Source organism: Escherichia sp. WS3063 (genome assembly GCF_046486595.1).
Lineage (GTDB): Bacteria > Pseudomonadota > Gammaproteobacteria > Enterobacterales > Enterobacteriaceae > Escherichia > Escherichia coli.
This window is the reverse complement of the sequence record NZ_JBJQKY010000004.1, coordinates 175340-190941: the sequence shown is the minus strand read 5'-3', so window position 1 is coordinate 190941 and position 15602 is coordinate 175340. Positions and strand designations below refer to the sequence as shown.

Annotated in this window: 13 protein-coding genes and 2 tRNA genes; 12 read left to right on the top strand and 3 right to left on the bottom strand. The window is 50.2% G+C overall.

Annotated features, from left to right (window positions below; all coding sequences use genetic code 11):
• Positions 1–13: 13 nt before the first annotated feature.
• Positions 14–1186: an Obg family GTPase CgtA gene (cgtA, locus tag ACJHYW_RS05700; RefSeq protein ID WP_000673561.1), complete on the top strand. Its 1173-nt coding sequence runs from the start codon at positions 14–16 to the stop codon at positions 1184–1186.
• 40 nt (positions 1187–1226) lie between these two features.
• Here cgtA and dacB read toward each other — a convergent pair whose 3' ends face one another.
• On the bottom strand, positions 1227–2660 hold the full coding sequence (gene dacB / locus ACJHYW_RS05695; protein WP_001212619.1) for a serine-type D-Ala-D-Ala carboxypeptidase: 1434 nt from the start codon (positions 2658–2660) through the stop codon (positions 1227–1229).
• Positions 2661–2907: 247 nt separating this feature from the next.
• Here dacB and greA point away from each other — a divergent pair, with 247 nt between their 5' ends.
• Positions 2908–3384: a transcription elongation factor GreA gene (gene greA, locus ACJHYW_RS05690; protein ID WP_001148001.1), complete on the top strand. Its 477-nt coding sequence runs from the start codon at positions 2908–2910 to the stop codon at positions 3382–3384.
• 155 nt (positions 3385–3539) lie between these two features.
• Here greA and yhbY read toward each other — a convergent pair whose 3' ends face one another.
• The gene (gene yhbY / locus ACJHYW_RS05685; RefSeq protein WP_001054420.1) at positions 3540–3833 is read right to left on the bottom strand and encodes a ribosome assembly RNA-binding protein YhbY; all 294 of its coding nucleotides are present in this window, start codon (positions 3831–3833) and stop codon (positions 3540–3542) included.
• Between the two features lie 125 nt (positions 3834–3958).
• Here yhbY and rlmE point away from each other — a divergent pair, with 125 nt between their 5' ends.
• From rlmE to ACJHYW_RS05650, 7 genes are all read left to right on the top strand, one after another.
• Entirely contained in the window at positions 3959–4588 is a 630-nt protein-coding gene (gene rlmE / locus ACJHYW_RS05680) for a 23S rRNA (uridine(2552)-2'-O)-methyltransferase RlmE (RefSeq protein ID WP_000145975.1), read from the top strand.
• 99 nt (positions 4589–4687) lie between these two features.
• Positions 4688–6622: an ATP-dependent zinc metalloprotease FtsH gene (ftsH, locus tag ACJHYW_RS05675; RefSeq protein ID WP_001107467.1), complete on the top strand. Its 1935-nt coding sequence runs from the start codon at positions 4688–4690 to the stop codon at positions 6620–6622.
• 89 nt (positions 6623–6711) lie between these two features.
• Positions 6712–7560, top strand: coding sequence for a dihydropteroate synthase (gene folP / locus ACJHYW_RS05670; RefSeq protein WP_000764731.1), 849 nt, complete (start codon positions 6712–6714; stop codon positions 7558–7560).
• The gene (gene glmM, locus ACJHYW_RS05665) at positions 7553–8890 is read left to right on the top strand and encodes a phosphoglucosamine mutase (RefSeq protein WP_000071137.1); all 1338 of its coding nucleotides are present in this window, start codon (positions 7553–7555) and stop codon (positions 8888–8890) included. The genes folP and glmM overlap by 8 nt, the downstream gene beginning before the upstream one ends.
• Before the next feature lie 227 nt (positions 8891–9117).
• On the top strand, positions 9118–9450 hold the full coding sequence (gene secG / locus ACJHYW_RS05660) for a preprotein translocase subunit SecG (RefSeq protein ID WP_001295556.1): 333 nt from the start codon (positions 9118–9120) through the stop codon (positions 9448–9450).
• A gap of 14 nt (positions 9451–9464) precedes the next feature.
• Positions 9465–9551 (top strand) — tRNA-Leu (locus tag ACJHYW_RS05655).
• A gap of 456 nt (positions 9552–10007) precedes the next feature.
• The gene (locus ACJHYW_RS05650; RefSeq protein ID WP_072275278.1) at positions 10008–11633 is read left to right on the top strand and encodes a phosphoethanolamine transferase; all 1626 of its coding nucleotides are present in this window, start codon (positions 10008–10010) and stop codon (positions 11631–11633) included.
• A 7-nt stretch (positions 11634–11640) separates the two neighbouring features.
• Here ACJHYW_RS05650 and argG read toward each other — a convergent pair whose 3' ends face one another.
• Positions 11641–12984, bottom strand: coding sequence for an argininosuccinate synthase (gene argG, locus ACJHYW_RS05645; RefSeq protein WP_000207669.1), 1344 nt, complete (start codon positions 12982–12984; stop codon positions 11641–11643).
• Positions 12985–13331: 347 nt separating this feature from the next.
• Between argG and ACJHYW_RS05640 the strand changes: the two genes are divergently transcribed.
• The 3 genes from ACJHYW_RS05640 (at position 13332) to nusA (ending at position 15582) form a co-directional block, all read left to right on the top strand.
• Positions 13332–13408 (top strand) — tRNA-Met (locus tag ACJHYW_RS05640).
• Positions 13409–13614: 206 nt separating this feature from the next.
• Positions 13615–14067: a ribosome maturation factor RimP gene (gene rimP, locus ACJHYW_RS05635; protein WP_001300397.1), complete on the top strand. Its 453-nt coding sequence runs from the start codon at positions 13615–13617 to the stop codon at positions 14065–14067.
• Between the two features lie 27 nt (positions 14068–14094).
• The gene (gene nusA / locus ACJHYW_RS05630; protein WP_001031055.1) at positions 14095–15582 is read left to right on the top strand and encodes a transcription termination factor NusA; all 1488 of its coding nucleotides are present in this window, start codon (positions 14095–14097) and stop codon (positions 15580–15582) included.
• The last annotated feature ends 20 nt before the right edge of the window (positions 15583–15602 follow it).

The following is a 15602-nucleotide window of genomic DNA, read 5'->3' as shown; positions in this document are numbered from 1 at the left end:
TACGGAGAATAAAATGAAGTTTGTTGATGAAGCATCGATTCTGGTCGTTGCAGGTGATGGCGGTAATGGTTGCGTGAGCTTCCGCCGTGAAAAGTATATTCCGAAAGGCGGCCCGGATGGCGGCGACGGCGGTGACGGTGGTGACGTATGGATGGAAGCCGACGAGAACCTGAACACGCTTATCGATTATCGTTTTGAAAAATCTTTCCGTGCAGAGCGCGGTCAGAACGGTGCAAGCCGCGACTGTACCGGTAAGCGCGGTAAAGACGTAACGATTAAAGTACCGGTAGGTACGCGTGTTATCGATCAGGGTACCGGTGAAACCATGGGCGATATGACCAAACACGGTCAGCGTCTGCTGGTTGCCAAGGGCGGCTGGCACGGTCTGGGCAATACCCGCTTCAAATCGTCCGTTAACCGTACGCCACGGCAGAAAACCAACGGCACGCCGGGCGATAAGCGTGAGCTGCTGCTGGAGCTGATGCTGCTGGCTGACGTCGGTATGTTGGGGATGCCAAACGCGGGTAAATCGACCTTTATTCGTGCGGTATCGGCGGCTAAACCGAAAGTGGCGGATTATCCGTTTACCACTCTGGTACCAAGCCTGGGCGTGGTGCGAATGGACAACGAAAAGAGCTTCGTTGTTGCCGATATTCCAGGGCTGATTGAAGGCGCTGCAGAAGGCGCAGGTCTGGGCATTCGCTTCCTGAAGCACCTGGAACGTTGCCGCGTTCTGTTGCACCTCATCGATATCGATCCGATTGACGGCACCGATCCGGTTGAAAACGCGCGTATTATTATCAGCGAGCTGGAAAAATACAGCCAGGATCTGGCGGCGAAACCGCGTTGGTTAGTCTTCAACAAGATCGATCTGCTGGATAAGGCAGAAGCCGAAGAGAAAGCGAAAGCGATCGCTGAAGCGCTGGGCTGGGAAGATAAATATTATCTGATCTCTGCGGCGAGCGGACTGGGCGTGAAAGATCTCTGCTGGGATGTGATGACCTTTATCATTGAAAACCCGGTCGTGCAGGCTGAAGAAGCGAAACAGCCAGAGAAAGTCGAATTCATGTGGGATGATTATCACCGTCAGCAGCTTGAAGAGATTGCTGAAGAGGATGATGAAGACTGGGATGACGACTGGGACGAAGACGACGAAGAAGGCGTTGAGTTCATTTACAAGCGTTAATCAGCAAAACCCCGGCCATGCGCCGGGGTTTCTCTTTAGACTAATTGTTCTGGTAAATATCTTTATACAAACGGCTTTCAAAACGTACCAACGGAATACGGCGATTACGCTGATCCGCCGGTTCTACTGCATAGCCAGAAAGATATTGTACAAACGCCATTCGTTGCCCGCTCGCCGTGGTAATGAATCCCGCCAGGTTATATACCCCCTGCAACGAGCCGGTTTTCGCTGAGACTTTGCCATCCACGCCCGCCTGATGCAGACCTGCACGGTACTGCAAAGAGCCGTCATAGCCCGCCAGCGGCAGCATAGAGATAAAGTTAAGTTCATTGTCGTGTTGGGCTATGTATTGCAGCACCTGCATCATGGTGGCGGGGGCAATCAGGTTATGCCGCGAAAGCCCTGAACCATCGGCAATAATGGTGTTACCAATATCGACACCGGCTTGCTGGCGCAGGATCTGACGCACGGCGTCCGACCCGGCCCGCCATGTTCCAGGCACATTGAAGCGCGCATGGCCGATCATGCGGAAAACCGTATCGGCAATCATGTTGTCCGACTTTTTCAGCATAATCTTAAGCAGATCGTGCAGCGGGGCCGACTGTTTACTGGCAACTACCGTTCCAGGTTCGTTAACCTGAGTCTGGCGTAGCAGTGTTCCGCTCCAGGTGATACCTGCCTGTTTTAACTCATCTTTCAGAATTGCTCCAGCATAGCTGGCACCATCCTGCACGGCAAAAGCCAACGGGAGCGGCTCAGAACGTTGTGGCAGGCATCCGGTCAGCGTAAAGCGGTTCAGGTCGCCTGGCACCACATCCAGCTCGCAGTATTGCGCTTCGGCAGAACCACGGGGGAGGGTGCGTACCTGGCTGAACATCGTAACGGGGTAATAAGATGCCACGCGTATAAAAGCCATATCACCAGGTTTTGGGGCACTATAGAGCGAGACGGAGAAACAGTTGCGGTCAACTATGGCGGCGGCAGGCGGAGCGCTAAAGCATTGTGTCATGTCATTCCATGGCCAGCCGGGGGCTTTATCGTGGCTGGCGAAAATGGAGGTATCTATCAACACATTGCCATCGATTTGGTTGACGCCAGATTTTTTCAAAGTCGCGACCATATTGCGAATATCCTGACGTTTTAACGTCGGATCGGCACCAAATCGCGCTACTAAGTCACCCTTAAGTACACCGTTTTCCACATTACCTTTGGTTTCAAGCGTCGTGGTAAAACGAAAATCGGGGCCGAGTTGAATCAACGCCGCCAGCGCAGTAATCACTTTCTGCGTGCTGGCGGGCAGCGCCATCTGCTGACTGTGGTAATCAATAGCGGGGGCCGACGCGCCGACTTTTTGCACCATCAGGGCAAGGTTGGCACCAGCGGGGAGTTGAGTAATGTACTCATCAACATTTGCGGCCTGAACACTGAACGCTATACAGCTGGTCAATCCGATGATAAATCTGGAAAATCGCATAATCTCGCGCTAACAACCTGGAATCGAGCCGTCATACTACGGCGCAACGCCCTATAAAGTAAACGATGACCCTTCGGGAACTTCAGGGTAAAATGACTATCAAAATGTGAATTGTAGCTGACCTGGGACCTGTACCCGGGTCGGTATTTTTTTGCTTCTGGTCCCGGTGAGGAGTTATGCCGGGCAGGCCGAACAGCCGGGGTGGGTGAAGACTTGCCCCATCAGGAATATTCAAGAGGTATAACAAATGCAAGCTATTCCGATGACCTTACGCGGCGCTGAAAAATTACGCGAAGAGCTGGATTTTCTGAAATCTGTGCGCCGTCCTGAAATCATTGCTGCTATCGCGGAAGCGCGTGAGCATGGCGACCTGAAAGAAAACGCCGAATACCACGCAGCTCGTGAACAGCAGGGCTTCTGCGAAGGCCGTATCAAAGACATCGAAGCCAAGCTGTCGAACGCGCAGGTGATTGATGTCACCAAAATGCCCAACAATGGGCGCGTTATTTTTGGTGCTACCGTAACGGTGCTGAATCTCGATTCTGACGAAGAACAGACTTATCGCATCGTTGGCGATGACGAAGCTGACTTTAAACAAAACCTGATTTCTGTAAACTCGCCTATTGCTCGTGGCCTGATCGGCAAAGAAGAAGATGATGTTGTGGTCATCAAAACGCCGGGCGGCGAAGTAGAATTTGAAGTAATTAAGGTGGAATACCTGTAAGAATTACCCAATACTCAAGATGTTGATGTATTGTAAAGAAAGGAAAAAGGCCGCTATGCGGCCTTTTATCAACGAACAGAGCGTGGCATTTTGCTCTCCTGCCTGCGGGAAACCCCTCGTTTTACACAGCAAATGTGTGTAACTTTAGGATAATCTTAGCGTGGCAGCGAGATTTTACGTTCTTTAGTTGGGCGATAAAGCACCAGCGTTTTACCGATGACCTGTACATTACAGGCGCCGGTTTCGCGCACGATAGCTTCCACGATCAAGGTTTTAGTTTCGCGATCTTCGGTGGCGATTTTCACCTTGATGAGTTCATGGTGCTCTAACGCTTGTTCAATCTCGGCCAGCACCCCTTCGGTCAAACCATTACTGCCAAGCAGAACAACTGGCTTGAGCGGATGTGCCAGACCTTTCAGGTGCTGTTTTTGTTTAGTACTCAGATTCATCGTATTTTTTGCTTACGTTGGGATTGAAAACGGGTCATTCTACCGCCATCTCCCATATATCACCAAATAGGCGCGTAAAAATTTACGCAATTGGTTACGATGAGTTATCCCAATGGGAAAGTTAAATGACAGGTAAGAAGCGTTCTGCCAGCTCCAGCCGCTGGCTTCAGGAACACTTTAGCGATAAATATGTTCAACAGGCACAGAAAAAGGGGTTACGTTCCCGTGCCTGGTTTAAACTTGATGAAATACAGCAAAGTGACAAACTCTTTAAACCGGGAATGACGGTTGTCGACCTTGGTGCTGCTCCGGGTGGTTGGTCACAATATGTGGTCACCCAAATTGGCGGCAAAGGCCGCATCATCGCTTGCGATCTTTTACCTATGGATCCTATCGTTGGTGTGGACTTTCTTCAGGGCGATTTTCGTGATGAACTGGTGATGAAAGCACTGCTGGAGCGCGTTGGCGACAGCAAAGTCCAGGTTGTCATGTCCGATATGGCACCAAACATGAGCGGAACACCGGCGGTGGATATCCCCCGTGCCATGTATCTGGTGGAACTGGCGCTAGAAATGTGTCGTGATGTATTAGCGCCAGGTGGCAGTTTTGTTGTGAAGGTGTTCCAGGGCGAAGGTTTCGATGAGTATCTAAGGGAAATTCGCTCCCTGTTTACGAAGGTCAAAGTTCGTAAGCCGGACTCTTCTCGTGCACGTTCGCGGGAAGTGTATATTGTAGCGACCGGGCGTAAACCCTAACCGGGAGATTTCAGACGAAAGTTTGAAAGATGCTGGATATAGAGTATCCTGACGCTGTTTTTAACACAGTTGTAATAAGAGGTTAATCCCTTGAGTGACATGGCGAAAAACCTAATACTCTGGCTGGTCATTGCCGTTGTGCTGATGTCAGTATTCCAGAGCTTTGGGCCCAGCGAGTCTAATGGCCGTAAGGTGGATTACTCTACCTTCCTACAAGAGGTCAATAACGACCAGGTTCGTGAAGCGCGTATCAACGGACGTGAAATCAACGTTACCAAGAAAGATAGTAACCGTTATACCACTTACATTCCGGTTCAGGATCCGAAATTACTGGATAACCTGTTGACCAAGAACGTCAAGGTTGTCGGTGAACCGCCTGAAGAACCAAGCCTGCTGGCTTCTATCTTCATCTCCTGGTTCCCGATGCTGTTGCTGATTGGTGTCTGGATCTTCTTCATGCGTCAAATGCAGGGCGGCGGTGGCAAAGGTGCCATGTCGTTTGGTAAGAGCAAAGCGCGCATGCTGACGGAAGATCAGATCAAAACGACCTTTGCTGACGTTGCGGGCTGCGACGAAGCAAAAGAAGAAGTTGCTGAACTGGTTGAGTATCTGCGCGAGCCGAGCCGCTTCCAGAAACTCGGCGGTAAGATCCCGAAAGGCGTCCTGATGGTCGGTCCTCCGGGTACCGGTAAAACGCTGCTGGCGAAAGCGATTGCAGGCGAAGCAAAAGTTCCGTTCTTTACTATCTCCGGTTCTGACTTCGTAGAAATGTTCGTCGGTGTGGGTGCATCCCGTGTTCGTGATATGTTCGAACAGGCGAAGAAAGCGGCACCGTGCATCATCTTTATCGATGAAATCGACGCCGTAGGCCGCCAGCGTGGCGCAGGTCTGGGCGGTGGTCACGATGAACGTGAACAGACTTTGAACCAGATGCTGGTTGAGATGGATGGCTTCGAAGGTAACGAAGGTATCATCGTTATCGCCGCAACTAACCGTCCGGACGTTCTCGACCCGGCCCTGCTGCGTCCTGGCCGTTTCGACCGTCAGGTTGTGGTTGGCTTGCCAGATGTTCGCGGTCGTGAGCAGATCCTGAAAGTTCACATGCGTCGCGTACCATTGGCTCCCGATATCGACGCGGCAATCATTGCCCGTGGTACTCCTGGTTTCTCCGGTGCTGACCTGGCGAACCTGGTGAACGAAGCGGCACTGTTCGCTGCTCGTGGCAACAAACGCGTTGTGTCGATGGTTGAGTTCGAGAAAGCGAAAGACAAAATCATGATGGGTGCGGAACGTCGCTCCATGGTGATGACGGAAGCGCAGAAAGAATCAACGGCTTACCACGAAGCGGGTCATGCGATTATCGGTCGCCTGGTGCCGGAACACGATCCGGTGCACAAAGTGACGATTATCCCACGCGGTCGTGCGCTGGGTGTGACTTTCTTCTTGCCTGAGGGCGACGCAATCAGCGCCAGCCGTCAGAAACTGGAAAGCCAGATTTCTACGCTGTACGGTGGTCGTCTGGCAGAAGAGATCATCTACGGGCCGGAACATGTTTCTACCGGTGCGTCCAACGATATTAAAGTTGCGACCAACCTGGCACGTAACATGGTGACTCAGTGGGGCTTCTCTGAGAAATTGGGTCCACTGCTGTACGCAGAAGAAGAAGGTGAAGTGTTCCTCGGCCGTAGCGTAGCGAAAGCGAAACATATGTCTGATGAAACTGCACGTATCATCGACCAGGAAGTAAAAGCACTGATTGAGCGTAACTATAATCGTGCGCGTCAGCTTCTGACCGACAATATGGATATTCTGCATGCGATGAAAGATGCTCTCATGAAATATGAGACTATCGACGCACCGCAGATTGATGACCTGATGGCACGTCGCGATGTACGTCCGCCAGCGGGCTGGGAAGAACCAGGCGCTTCTAACAATTCTGGCGACAATGGTAGTCCAAAGGCTCCACGTCCGGTTGATGAACCGCGTACGCCGAACCCGGGTAACACCATGTCAGAGCAGTTAGGCGACAAGTAAGTTCCCGCATCAGATGACTGTATTTGTACCGAAAACCCCGGGGCGTGCTCCGGGGTTTTTTCTTATCAATTCATACCAGGGATAACACCATGAAACTCTTTGCCCAAGGCACTTCACTGGACCTTAGCCATCCTCACGTAATGGGGATCCTCAACGTCACGCCTGATTCCTTTTCGGATGGCGGCACGCATAACTCGCTGATAGATGCGGTGAAACATGCGAATCTGATGATCAACGCTGGCGCGACGATCATTGACGTTGGTGGCGAGTCCACGCGCCCAGGAGCGGCGGAAGTTAGCGTTGAAGAAGAGTTGCAACGTGTTATTCCTGTGGTTGAGGCAATTGCTCAACGCTTCGAAGTCTGGATCTCGGTAGATACATCCAAACCAGAAGTCATCCGTGAGTCAGCGAAAGTTGGCGCTCACATTATTAACGATATCCGCTCCCTTTCCGAACCTGGCGCTCTGGAGGCGGCTGCAGAAACCGGTTTACCGGTTTGTCTGATGCATATGCAGGGAAATCCAAAAACCATGCAGGAAGCCCCGAAGTATGACGATGTCTTTGCGGAAGTGAATCGCTACTTTATTGAGCAAATAGCACGTTGCGAGCAGGCGGGTATCGCAAAAGAGAAATTGTTGCTCGACCCCGGATTCGGTTTCGGTAAAAATCTCTCCCATAACTATTCATTACTGGCGCGCCTGGCTGAATTTCACCATTTCAACCTGCCGCTGTTGGTGGGTATGTCACGAAAATCGATGATTGGGCAACTGCTGAACGTGGGGCCGTCCGAGCGCCTGAGCGGTAGTCTGGCCTGTGCGGTCATTGCCGCAATGCAAGGCGCGCACATCATTCGTGTTCATGACGTCAAAGAAACCGTAGAAGCGATGCGGGTGGTGGAAGCCACTCTGTCTGCAAAGGAAAACAAACGCTATGAGTAATCGTAAATATTTCGGTACCGATGGGATTCGTGGTCGTGTAGGGGATGCGCCGATCACACCTGATTTTGTGCTTAAGCTGGGTTGGGCAGCGGGTAAAGTGCTGGCGCGCCACGGCTCCCGTAAGATCATTATTGGTAAAGACACGCGTATTTCTGGCTATATGCTGGAGTCAGCACTGGAAGCGGGTCTGGCGGCTGCGGGCCTTTCCGCACTCTTCACTGGCCCGATGCCAACACCGGCCGTGGCTTATCTGACGCGTACTTTCCGCGCAGAGGCTGGGATTGTGATATCTGCATCGCATAACCCGTTCTACGATAACGGCATTAAATTCTTCTCTATCGACGGCACCAAACTGCCGGATGCGGTAGAAGAGGCCATCGAAGCGGAAATGGAAAAAGAGATCAGCTGTGTTGATTCGGCAGAACTGGGTAAAGCCAGCCGTATCGTTGATGCTGCGGGTCGCTATATCGAGTTTTGCAAAGCCACGTTCCCGAACGAACTTAGCCTCAGTGAACTGAAGATTGTGGTGGATTGTGCAAATGGTGCGACTTATCACATCGCGCCGAACGTGCTGCGTGAACTGGGGGCGAACGTTATCGCTATCGGTTGTGAGCCGAACGGTGTGAACATCAATGCTGAAGTGGGGGCTACCGACGTTCGCGCGCTCCAGGCTCGTGTGCTGGCTGAAAAAGCGGATCTCGGTATTGCCTTCGACGGCGACGGCGATCGCGTGATTATGGTTGACCATGAAGGCAATAAAGTCGATGGCGATCAGATCATGTATATCATCGCGCGTGAAGGTCTTCGTCAGGGCCAGCTGCGTGGTGGCGCGGTGGGTACATTGATGAGCAACATGGGGCTTGAACTGGCGCTGAAACAGTTAGGTATTCCATTTGCGCGCGCGAAAGTGGGTGACCGCTACGTACTGGAAAAAATGCAGGAGAAAGGCTGGCGTATCGGTGCAGAGAACTCCGGTCATGTGATCCTGCTGGATAAAACCACTACCGGTGACGGTATCGTTGCTGGCTTGCAGGTGCTGGCGGCGATGGCGCGTAACCATATGAGCCTGCACGACCTTTGCAGCGGCATGAAAATGTTCCCGCAGATTCTGGTTAACGTGCGTTACACCGCAGGTAGCGGCGATCCGCTGGAGCATGAATCAGTCAAAGCTGTGACCGCAGAAGTTGAAGCGGCGCTGGGTAGCCGTGGACGTGTGCTGTTGCGTAAATCCGGCACCGAACCGTTAATTCGCGTGATGGTGGAAGGCGAAGACGAAGCGCAGGTGACTGAATTTGCACACCGCATCGCCGATGCAGTAAAAGCCGTTTAAAGCGTTAGATAACTGGCTAAAAAGGCGGCGATTGTCGCCTTTTTTCTCAGCGAACACATCGGTTTTGCTGTTTTTTTCCGCAGTTGATACAATGCAATAAAATTGCCCTTGCGAAGGTCATTCGCTTTGGTTAGTATTCACACCCGCTTCAGTGGGAAAGATTAAAAACTCCCGCTTTATTGGTTGAAGCATTGGTACGCGGCAACTCCGCAAGGAACAGGTTGATTATGTACGAAGCTCTTTTAGTAGTTTTCCTTATTGTGGCAATTGGCCTTGTTGGTCTGATCATGCTGCAGCAAGGTAAAGGCGCTGATATGGGAGCCTCCTTCGGAGCAGGCGCTTCCGCTACGCTGTTTGGTTCAAGTGGTTCTGGTAACTTCATGACCCGCATGACGGCGCTGCTGGCAACGTTATTCTTCATCATCAGTCTGGTGCTGGGTAACATCAATAGCAATAAAACCAATAAAGGTAGCGAATGGGAAAACCTGAGTGCGCCGGCGAAAACCGAACAAACTCAGCCAGCTGCTCCGGCTAAGCCGACCAGCGATATCCCGAACTAAAAAGTAGTATCCGTGCCGAGGTGGTGGAATTGGTAGACACGCTACCTTGAGGTGGTAGTGCCCAATAGGGCTTACGGGTTCAAGTCCCGTCCTCGGTACCAAATTCCAGAAAAGAGACGCTGAAAAGCGTCTTTTTTCGTTTTGGTCCTGGTCTGAGGAATGGTTGTCAGGTATCTGTATCTCGTCCAGTTGCTTTACTCGTAGCTGGTACTTTGAAACGATGGTGCCGGTACGCCTTAGTTATAAACTTTTCCCTTCTGCTGACATAATTGGCACTTTATTGTGTCAACTCCAGTTCCGGTACGAATACGGATATGTTTACTTCTCGATAAACCATCCTGCTCCTGTCAGTATAACTACTGATGGCTACGTTCTGCGTAATGTTTAGAGACGCATTGATAATGTTATTTAATTACTGAGAACAATGGCCGCATCATTTAAAAAGAAAAAACTAACAGTGTTTCGGTCTGATATGGATCAGAGTTGAAAAACATGTCTGATATAAAATTGAACATTGTTGATAATTGTTTATATTGGTTGTGAACTTGGATTTCTGGATGACAGTATTCAACAAATTTGTTAGAAGTTTTAAATCTCATTGGTTGTTGTATCTTTGTGTTATTGTTTTTGGTATTACGAACTTAGTCGCCTCTTCCGGAGCGCATATGGTTCAGCGATTGCTGTTTTTCGTTCTGACCATCCTGGTTGTTAAACGTATATCATCCCTTCCGCTTCGCCTGCTTGTTGCCGCACCATTTGTGTTACTGACAGCGGCAGATATGAGTATTAGCCTCTATTCATGGTGTACCTTTGGTACAACTTTCAATGATGGATTTGCGATTAGTGTGCTGCAGAGTGATCCGGATGAAGTTGTCAAAATGCTGGGAATGTATATCCCTTATCTATGTGCTTTTGCCTTTTTATCCCTTCTTTTTTTTGCAGTAATAATAAAATATAATGTTTCCTTGCCGACAAAAAAAGTGACAGGAATATTATTGCTGATTGTCATTTCGGGAAGTTTATTTTCCGCTTGTCAATTTGCTTATAAAGATGCAAAAAATAAAGAGGCGTTCAGTCCATATATACTAGCGTCGCGATTTGCTACCTATACGCCGTTTTTCAATCTCAATTATTTTGCTTTAGCAGCGAAAGAGCATCAAAGATTACTCTCAATTGCAAACACGGTGCCGTATTTTCAACTATCAGTCAGGGATACAGGTATTGATACCTACGTGTTGATTGTGGGGGAGTCTGTACGTGTCGACAATATGTCTTTGTATGGATATACACGCTCTACGACACCGCAAGTCGAAGCACAAAGAAAACAGATCAAACTGTTTAATCAAGCAATAAGCGGTGCACCTTACACTGCGCTGTCGGTTCCCCTTTCTTTAACTGCTGATTCTGTTTTGAGTCATGACATTCATAATTACCCCGACAACATTATTAATATGGCTAATCAGGCAGGATTTCAGACTTTCTGGCTAAGTTCGCAATCCGCTTTTCGGCAGAATGGTACAGCAGTTACCAGTATCGCCATGCGCGCCATGGAAACAGTTTATGTCAGAGGATTTGATGAATTGTTGTTGCCGCATTTATCGCAAGCATTACAGCAAAATACGCAGCAAAAGAAACTGATTGTTCTTCATTTAAATGGAAGCCATGAACCGGCTTGTAGCGCCTATCCGCAATCCAGCGCCGTGTTTCAACCGCAGGACGATCAGGATGCCTGCTATGACAACTCCATTCATTACACAGATAGTTTGCTAGGTCAGGTTTTTGAATTATTAAAAGATCGCCGCGCCTCGGTCATGTATTTTGCCGACCACGGCCTGGAACGCGACCCTACGAAGAAGAACGTCTATTTTCATGGAGGCAGGGAGGCCAGCCAGCAGGCATATCATGTCCCGATGTTTATCTGGTATAGCCCCGTTCTTGGGGATGGCGTGGATCGCACAACGGAAAACGATATCTTTTCCACTGCGTACAATAATTACCTTATTAATGCGTGGATGGGGGTAACAAAGCCGGAACAGCCGCAAACGCTTGAGGAAGTGATTGCACACTATAAAGGAGACTCACGGGTTGTAGATGCAAACCATGATGTTTTCGATTTTGTGATGCTAAGAAAGGAGTTTACTGAGGATAAGCAAGGTAACCCCACCCCTGAAGGGCAGGGTTGATGTCGAATTACTGGCCTTTATTTTCCAGATTCTCCACCTGCGGCACGCCCGAAGCGGCAGAGGAGGAGAGGAGGCCAGTTTTGGCATAACCGAAAAGTTTCTCGCGGGTATCGGTGATATCCAGGTTGCGCATGGTCAGTTGACCGATACGATCATCTGGCGAGAACACCGAGTCGCCTTTTTCCATCGTCAGACGCTCTGGCTTGTAGGTCAGGTTCTCTGAGACGGTATTCAGGATTGAATAATCGTTCCCACGGCGCAGCTCCAGGGTAACTTCACCAGTGATCTGGCTGGCAACCCAGCGTTGCAGAGAGTCACGCAGCATCAGCGCCTGGGAGTCAAACCAACGCCCCTGGTACAGCAGACGGCCCAACTGACGACCATGCGCGTGATACTGCTCAATGGTGTCTTCGTTGTGAATACCGGTCAACAGGCGTTCATACGCAATGTGCAGCAGCGCCATCCCCGGAGCCTCGTAAATACCACGGCTTTTCGCTTCGATGATACGGTTTTCAATCTGGTCGCTCATGCCCAGGCCGTGACGACCGCCGATGCGGTTAGCTTCCAGCATCATTTCTATGTCGTCGCTAAAGGTTTTACCGTTCAGCGCCACTGGATGACCTTGCTCAAAGCGTACTGTGACTTCTTCTGCCGGGATCTTCACGCTCTCATCCCAGAACTTCACGCCCATAATGGGGTTGACGATTTTGACGCTGGAGTTGAGGTATTCCAGATCCTTCGCTTCATGCGTTGCACCAAGCATGTTGGAGTCCGTGGAGTAGGCTTTTTCGACAGACATTTTGTAGTCGAAACCGCAGGCAATCATAAATTCAGACATTTCATGACGACCGCCCAGTTCATCAATAAAGTCAGTATCAAGCCACGGTTTGTAAATCTGCAGTTCAGCATTGGTCAGCAGACCGTAACGGTAGAAACGTTCGATATCGTTTCCTTTATAGGTGCTGCCGTCACCCCAGATATTCACGCCATCTTCTTTCATAGCAGCAACCAGCATGGTGCCGGTCACGGCGCGGCCCAGCGGCGTCGTGTTGAAATAGGTCAGGCCGCCAGTGGTGTTATGAAATGCGCCACACTGAATAGCGGCAATACCTTCGGCCACCAGTTGTTTGCGGCAGTCGATCAGACGTGCGTTCTCCGCGCCGTATTCCATGGCACGACGAGGGATCGCATCATAATCCTCTTCGTCTGGCTGGCCCAGATTTGCAGTATATGCATAAGGAACCGCTCCCTTTTGTCGCATCCACAGCAGTGCGGCACTGGTGTCCAGACCGCCGGAAAAAGCGATACCAATACGTTGACCTACCGGGAGATGCTTGAGAATCGTCGTCATAAAATAACACCCTGCTTAATTAACTGATGATGAGCCTGGATTTCCGCTCTCACTGAATTTTTATGCAAAATAAATGAGTTTTCATTTAATCATCTTTTATCGGAGACAGGAAGAGTTTAGTGTGTTTTTTGTAAAATAATGCGCTTAAGGGAGAGCAGGAGAAGGCAAAAGTATTCAACAAATGAAAGTGAACTGGATATTCATTCACGTGATTAGCAATAAACGTTGACAAAATGTGGCATGGATCACTATAATGCCTGCAGATTTTACGTCCCGTCTCGGTACACCAAATCCCAGCAGTATTTGCATTTTTTACCCAAAACGAGTAGAATTTGCCACGTTTCAGGCGCGGGGTGGAGCAGCCTGGTAGCTCGTCGGGCTCATAACCCGAAGGTCGTCGGTTCAAATCCGGCCCCCGCAACCACTTTCCCTTAGAGTCTTTTTTCAAATATACTGTGAAGACTTCGGCCTTCGTAGTGGGATTTGAAAAAATCCTTCTGGAAAGTGCTCCAGACCGCAGTTGCGGTTATAGGGTTCAGTTATATAAAGCCCCGATTTATCGGGGTTTTTTGTTATCTGACTACAGAATAACTGGGCTTTAGGCCCTTTTTTTATGTCTTGGGGGTGGGCTTGTCCACATTAGAGCAAAAATTAACAGAGATGATTACTGCGCCAGTTGAGGCCCTGGGTTTTGAACTGGTTGGCATCGAATTTATTCGCGGTCGCACATCCACACTGCGCATCTATATTGATAGTGAAGATGGCATCAATGTTGATGATTGTGCTGATGTGAGCCACCAGGTAAGTGCTGTGCTGGATGTTGAAGATCCCATCACCGTTGCTTATAACCTGGAAGTCTCCTCACCGGGTCTCGATCGCCCACTGTTCACGGCTGAACACTACGCCCGTTTCGTCGGAGAAGAGGTGACTCTGGTTCTCCGCATGGCGGTACAAAACCGTCGTAAATGGCAGGGCGTTATCAAAGCGGTAGACGGTGAAATGATCACAGTTACCGTCGAAGGTAAAGATGAAGTGTTCGCGCTGAGTAATATCCAGAAGGCGAACCTGGTTCCCCACTTTTAATAGTCTGGATGAGGTGAAAAGCCCGCGATGAACAAAGAAATTTTGGCTGTAGTTGAAGCCGTATCCAATGAAAAGGCGCTACCTCGCGAGAAGATTTTCGAAGCATTGGAAAGCGCGCTGGCGACAGCAACAAAGAAAAAATATGAACAAGAGATCGACGTCCGCGTACAGATCGATCGCAAAAGCGGTGATTTTGACACCTTCCGTCGCTGGTTAGTTGTTGATGAAGTCACCCAGCCGACCAAGGAAATCACCCTTGAAGCAGCACGTTATGAAGATGAAAGCCTGAACCTGGGCGATTACGTTGAAGATCAGATTGAGTCTGTTACCTTTGACCGTATCACTACCCAGACGGCAAAACAGGTTATCGTGCAGAAAGTGCGTGAAGCCGAACGTGCGATGGTGGTTGATCAGTTCCGTGAACACGAAGGTGAAATCATCACCGGCGTGGTGAAAAAAGTAAACCGCGACAACATCTCTCTGGATCTGGGCAACAACGCTGAAGCCGTGATCCTGCGCGAAGATATGCTGCCGCGTGAAAACTTCCGTCCTGGCGACCGCGTTCGTGGCGTGCTCTATTCCGTTCGCCCGGAAGCGCGTGGCGCGCAACTGTTCGTCACCCGTTCCAAGCCGGAAATGCTGATCGAACTGTTCCGCATTGAAGTGCCGGAAATCGGCGAAGAAGTGATTGAAATTAAAGCAGCGGCTCGCGATCCGGGTTCTCGTGCGAAAATCGCGGTGAAAACCAACGATAAACGTATCGATCCGGTAGGTGCTTGCGTAGGTATGCGTGGCGCGCGTGTTCAGGCGGTTTCTACTGAACTGGGCGGCGAGCGTATCGATATCGTCCTGTGGGATGATAACCCGGCGCAGTTCGTGATTAACGCAATGGCACCGGCAGACGTTGCTTCTATCGTGGTGGATGAAGATAAACACACCATGGATATCGCCGTTGAAGCCGGTAACCTGGCGCAGGCGATTGGCCGTAATGGTCAGAACGTGCGTCTGGCTTCGCAGCTGAGCGGTTGGGAACTCAACGTGATGACCGTTGACGACCTGCAGGCTAAGCATCAGGCGGAAGCGCACGCAGCGATCGACACCTTCACCAAATATCTCGACATCGACGAAGACTTCGCGACTGTTCTGGTAGAAGAAGGCTTCTCGACGCTGGAAGAACTGGCCTATGTGCCGATGAAAGAGCTGTTGGAAATCGAAGGCCTTGATGAGCCGACCGTTGAAGCACTGCGCGAGCGTGCTAAAAATGCACTGGCCACCATTGCACAGGCCCAGGAAGAAAGCCTCGGTGATAACAAACCGGCTGACGATCTGCTGAACCTTGAAGGGATAGATCGTGATTTGGCATTCAAACTGGCCGCCCGTGGCGTTTGTACGCTGGAAGATCTCGCCGAACAGGGCATTGATGATCTGGCTGATATCGAAGGGTTGACCGACGAAAAAGCCGGAGCACTGATTATGGCTGCCCGTAATATTTGCTGGTTCGGTGACGAAGCGTAATAAACTGTAGCAGGAAGGAA

Excerpts from the sequence above, each read along its gene's own strand:
- argG (WP_000207669.1), bottom strand. The coding sequence starts at position 12,984 with ATGACGACGATTCTCAAGCATCTCCCGGTAGGTCAACGTATTGGTATC.
- glmM (WP_000071137.1), top strand. The coding sequence starts at position 7,553 with ATGAGTAATCGTAAATATTTCGGTACCGATGGGATTCGTGGTCGTGTA.
- dacB (WP_001212619.1), bottom strand. The coding sequence starts at position 2,660 with ATGCGATTTTCCAGATTTATCATCGGATTGACCAGCTGTATAGCGTTC.
- nusA (WP_001031055.1), top strand. The coding sequence starts at position 14,095 with ATGAACAAAGAAATTTTGGCTGTAGTTGAAGCCGTATCCAATGAAAAG.
- folP (WP_000764731.1), top strand. The coding sequence starts at position 6,712 with ATGAAACTCTTTGCCCAAGGCACTTCACTGGACCTTAGCCATCCTCAC.
- secG (WP_001295556.1), top strand. The coding sequence starts at position 9,118 with ATGTACGAAGCTCTTTTAGTAGTTTTCCTTATTGTGGCAATTGGCCTT.
- yhbY (WP_001054420.1), bottom strand. The coding sequence starts at position 3,833 with ATGAATCTGAGTACTAAACAAAAACAGCACCTGAAAGGTCTGGCACAT.
- ACJHYW_RS05650 (WP_072275278.1), top strand. The coding sequence starts at position 10,008 with ATGACAGTATTCAACAAATTTGTTAGAAGTTTTAAATCTCATTGGTTG.
- cgtA (WP_000673561.1), top strand. The coding sequence starts at position 14 with ATGAAGTTTGTTGATGAAGCATCGATTCTGGTCGTTGCAGGTGATGGC.
- rlmE (WP_000145975.1), top strand. The coding sequence starts at position 3,959 with ATGACAGGTAAGAAGCGTTCTGCCAGCTCCAGCCGCTGGCTTCAGGAA.
- ftsH (WP_001107467.1), top strand. The coding sequence starts at position 4,688 with ATGGCGAAAAACCTAATACTCTGGCTGGTCATTGCCGTTGTGCTGATG.
- greA (WP_001148001.1), top strand. The coding sequence starts at position 2,908 with ATGCAAGCTATTCCGATGACCTTACGCGGCGCTGAAAAATTACGCGAA.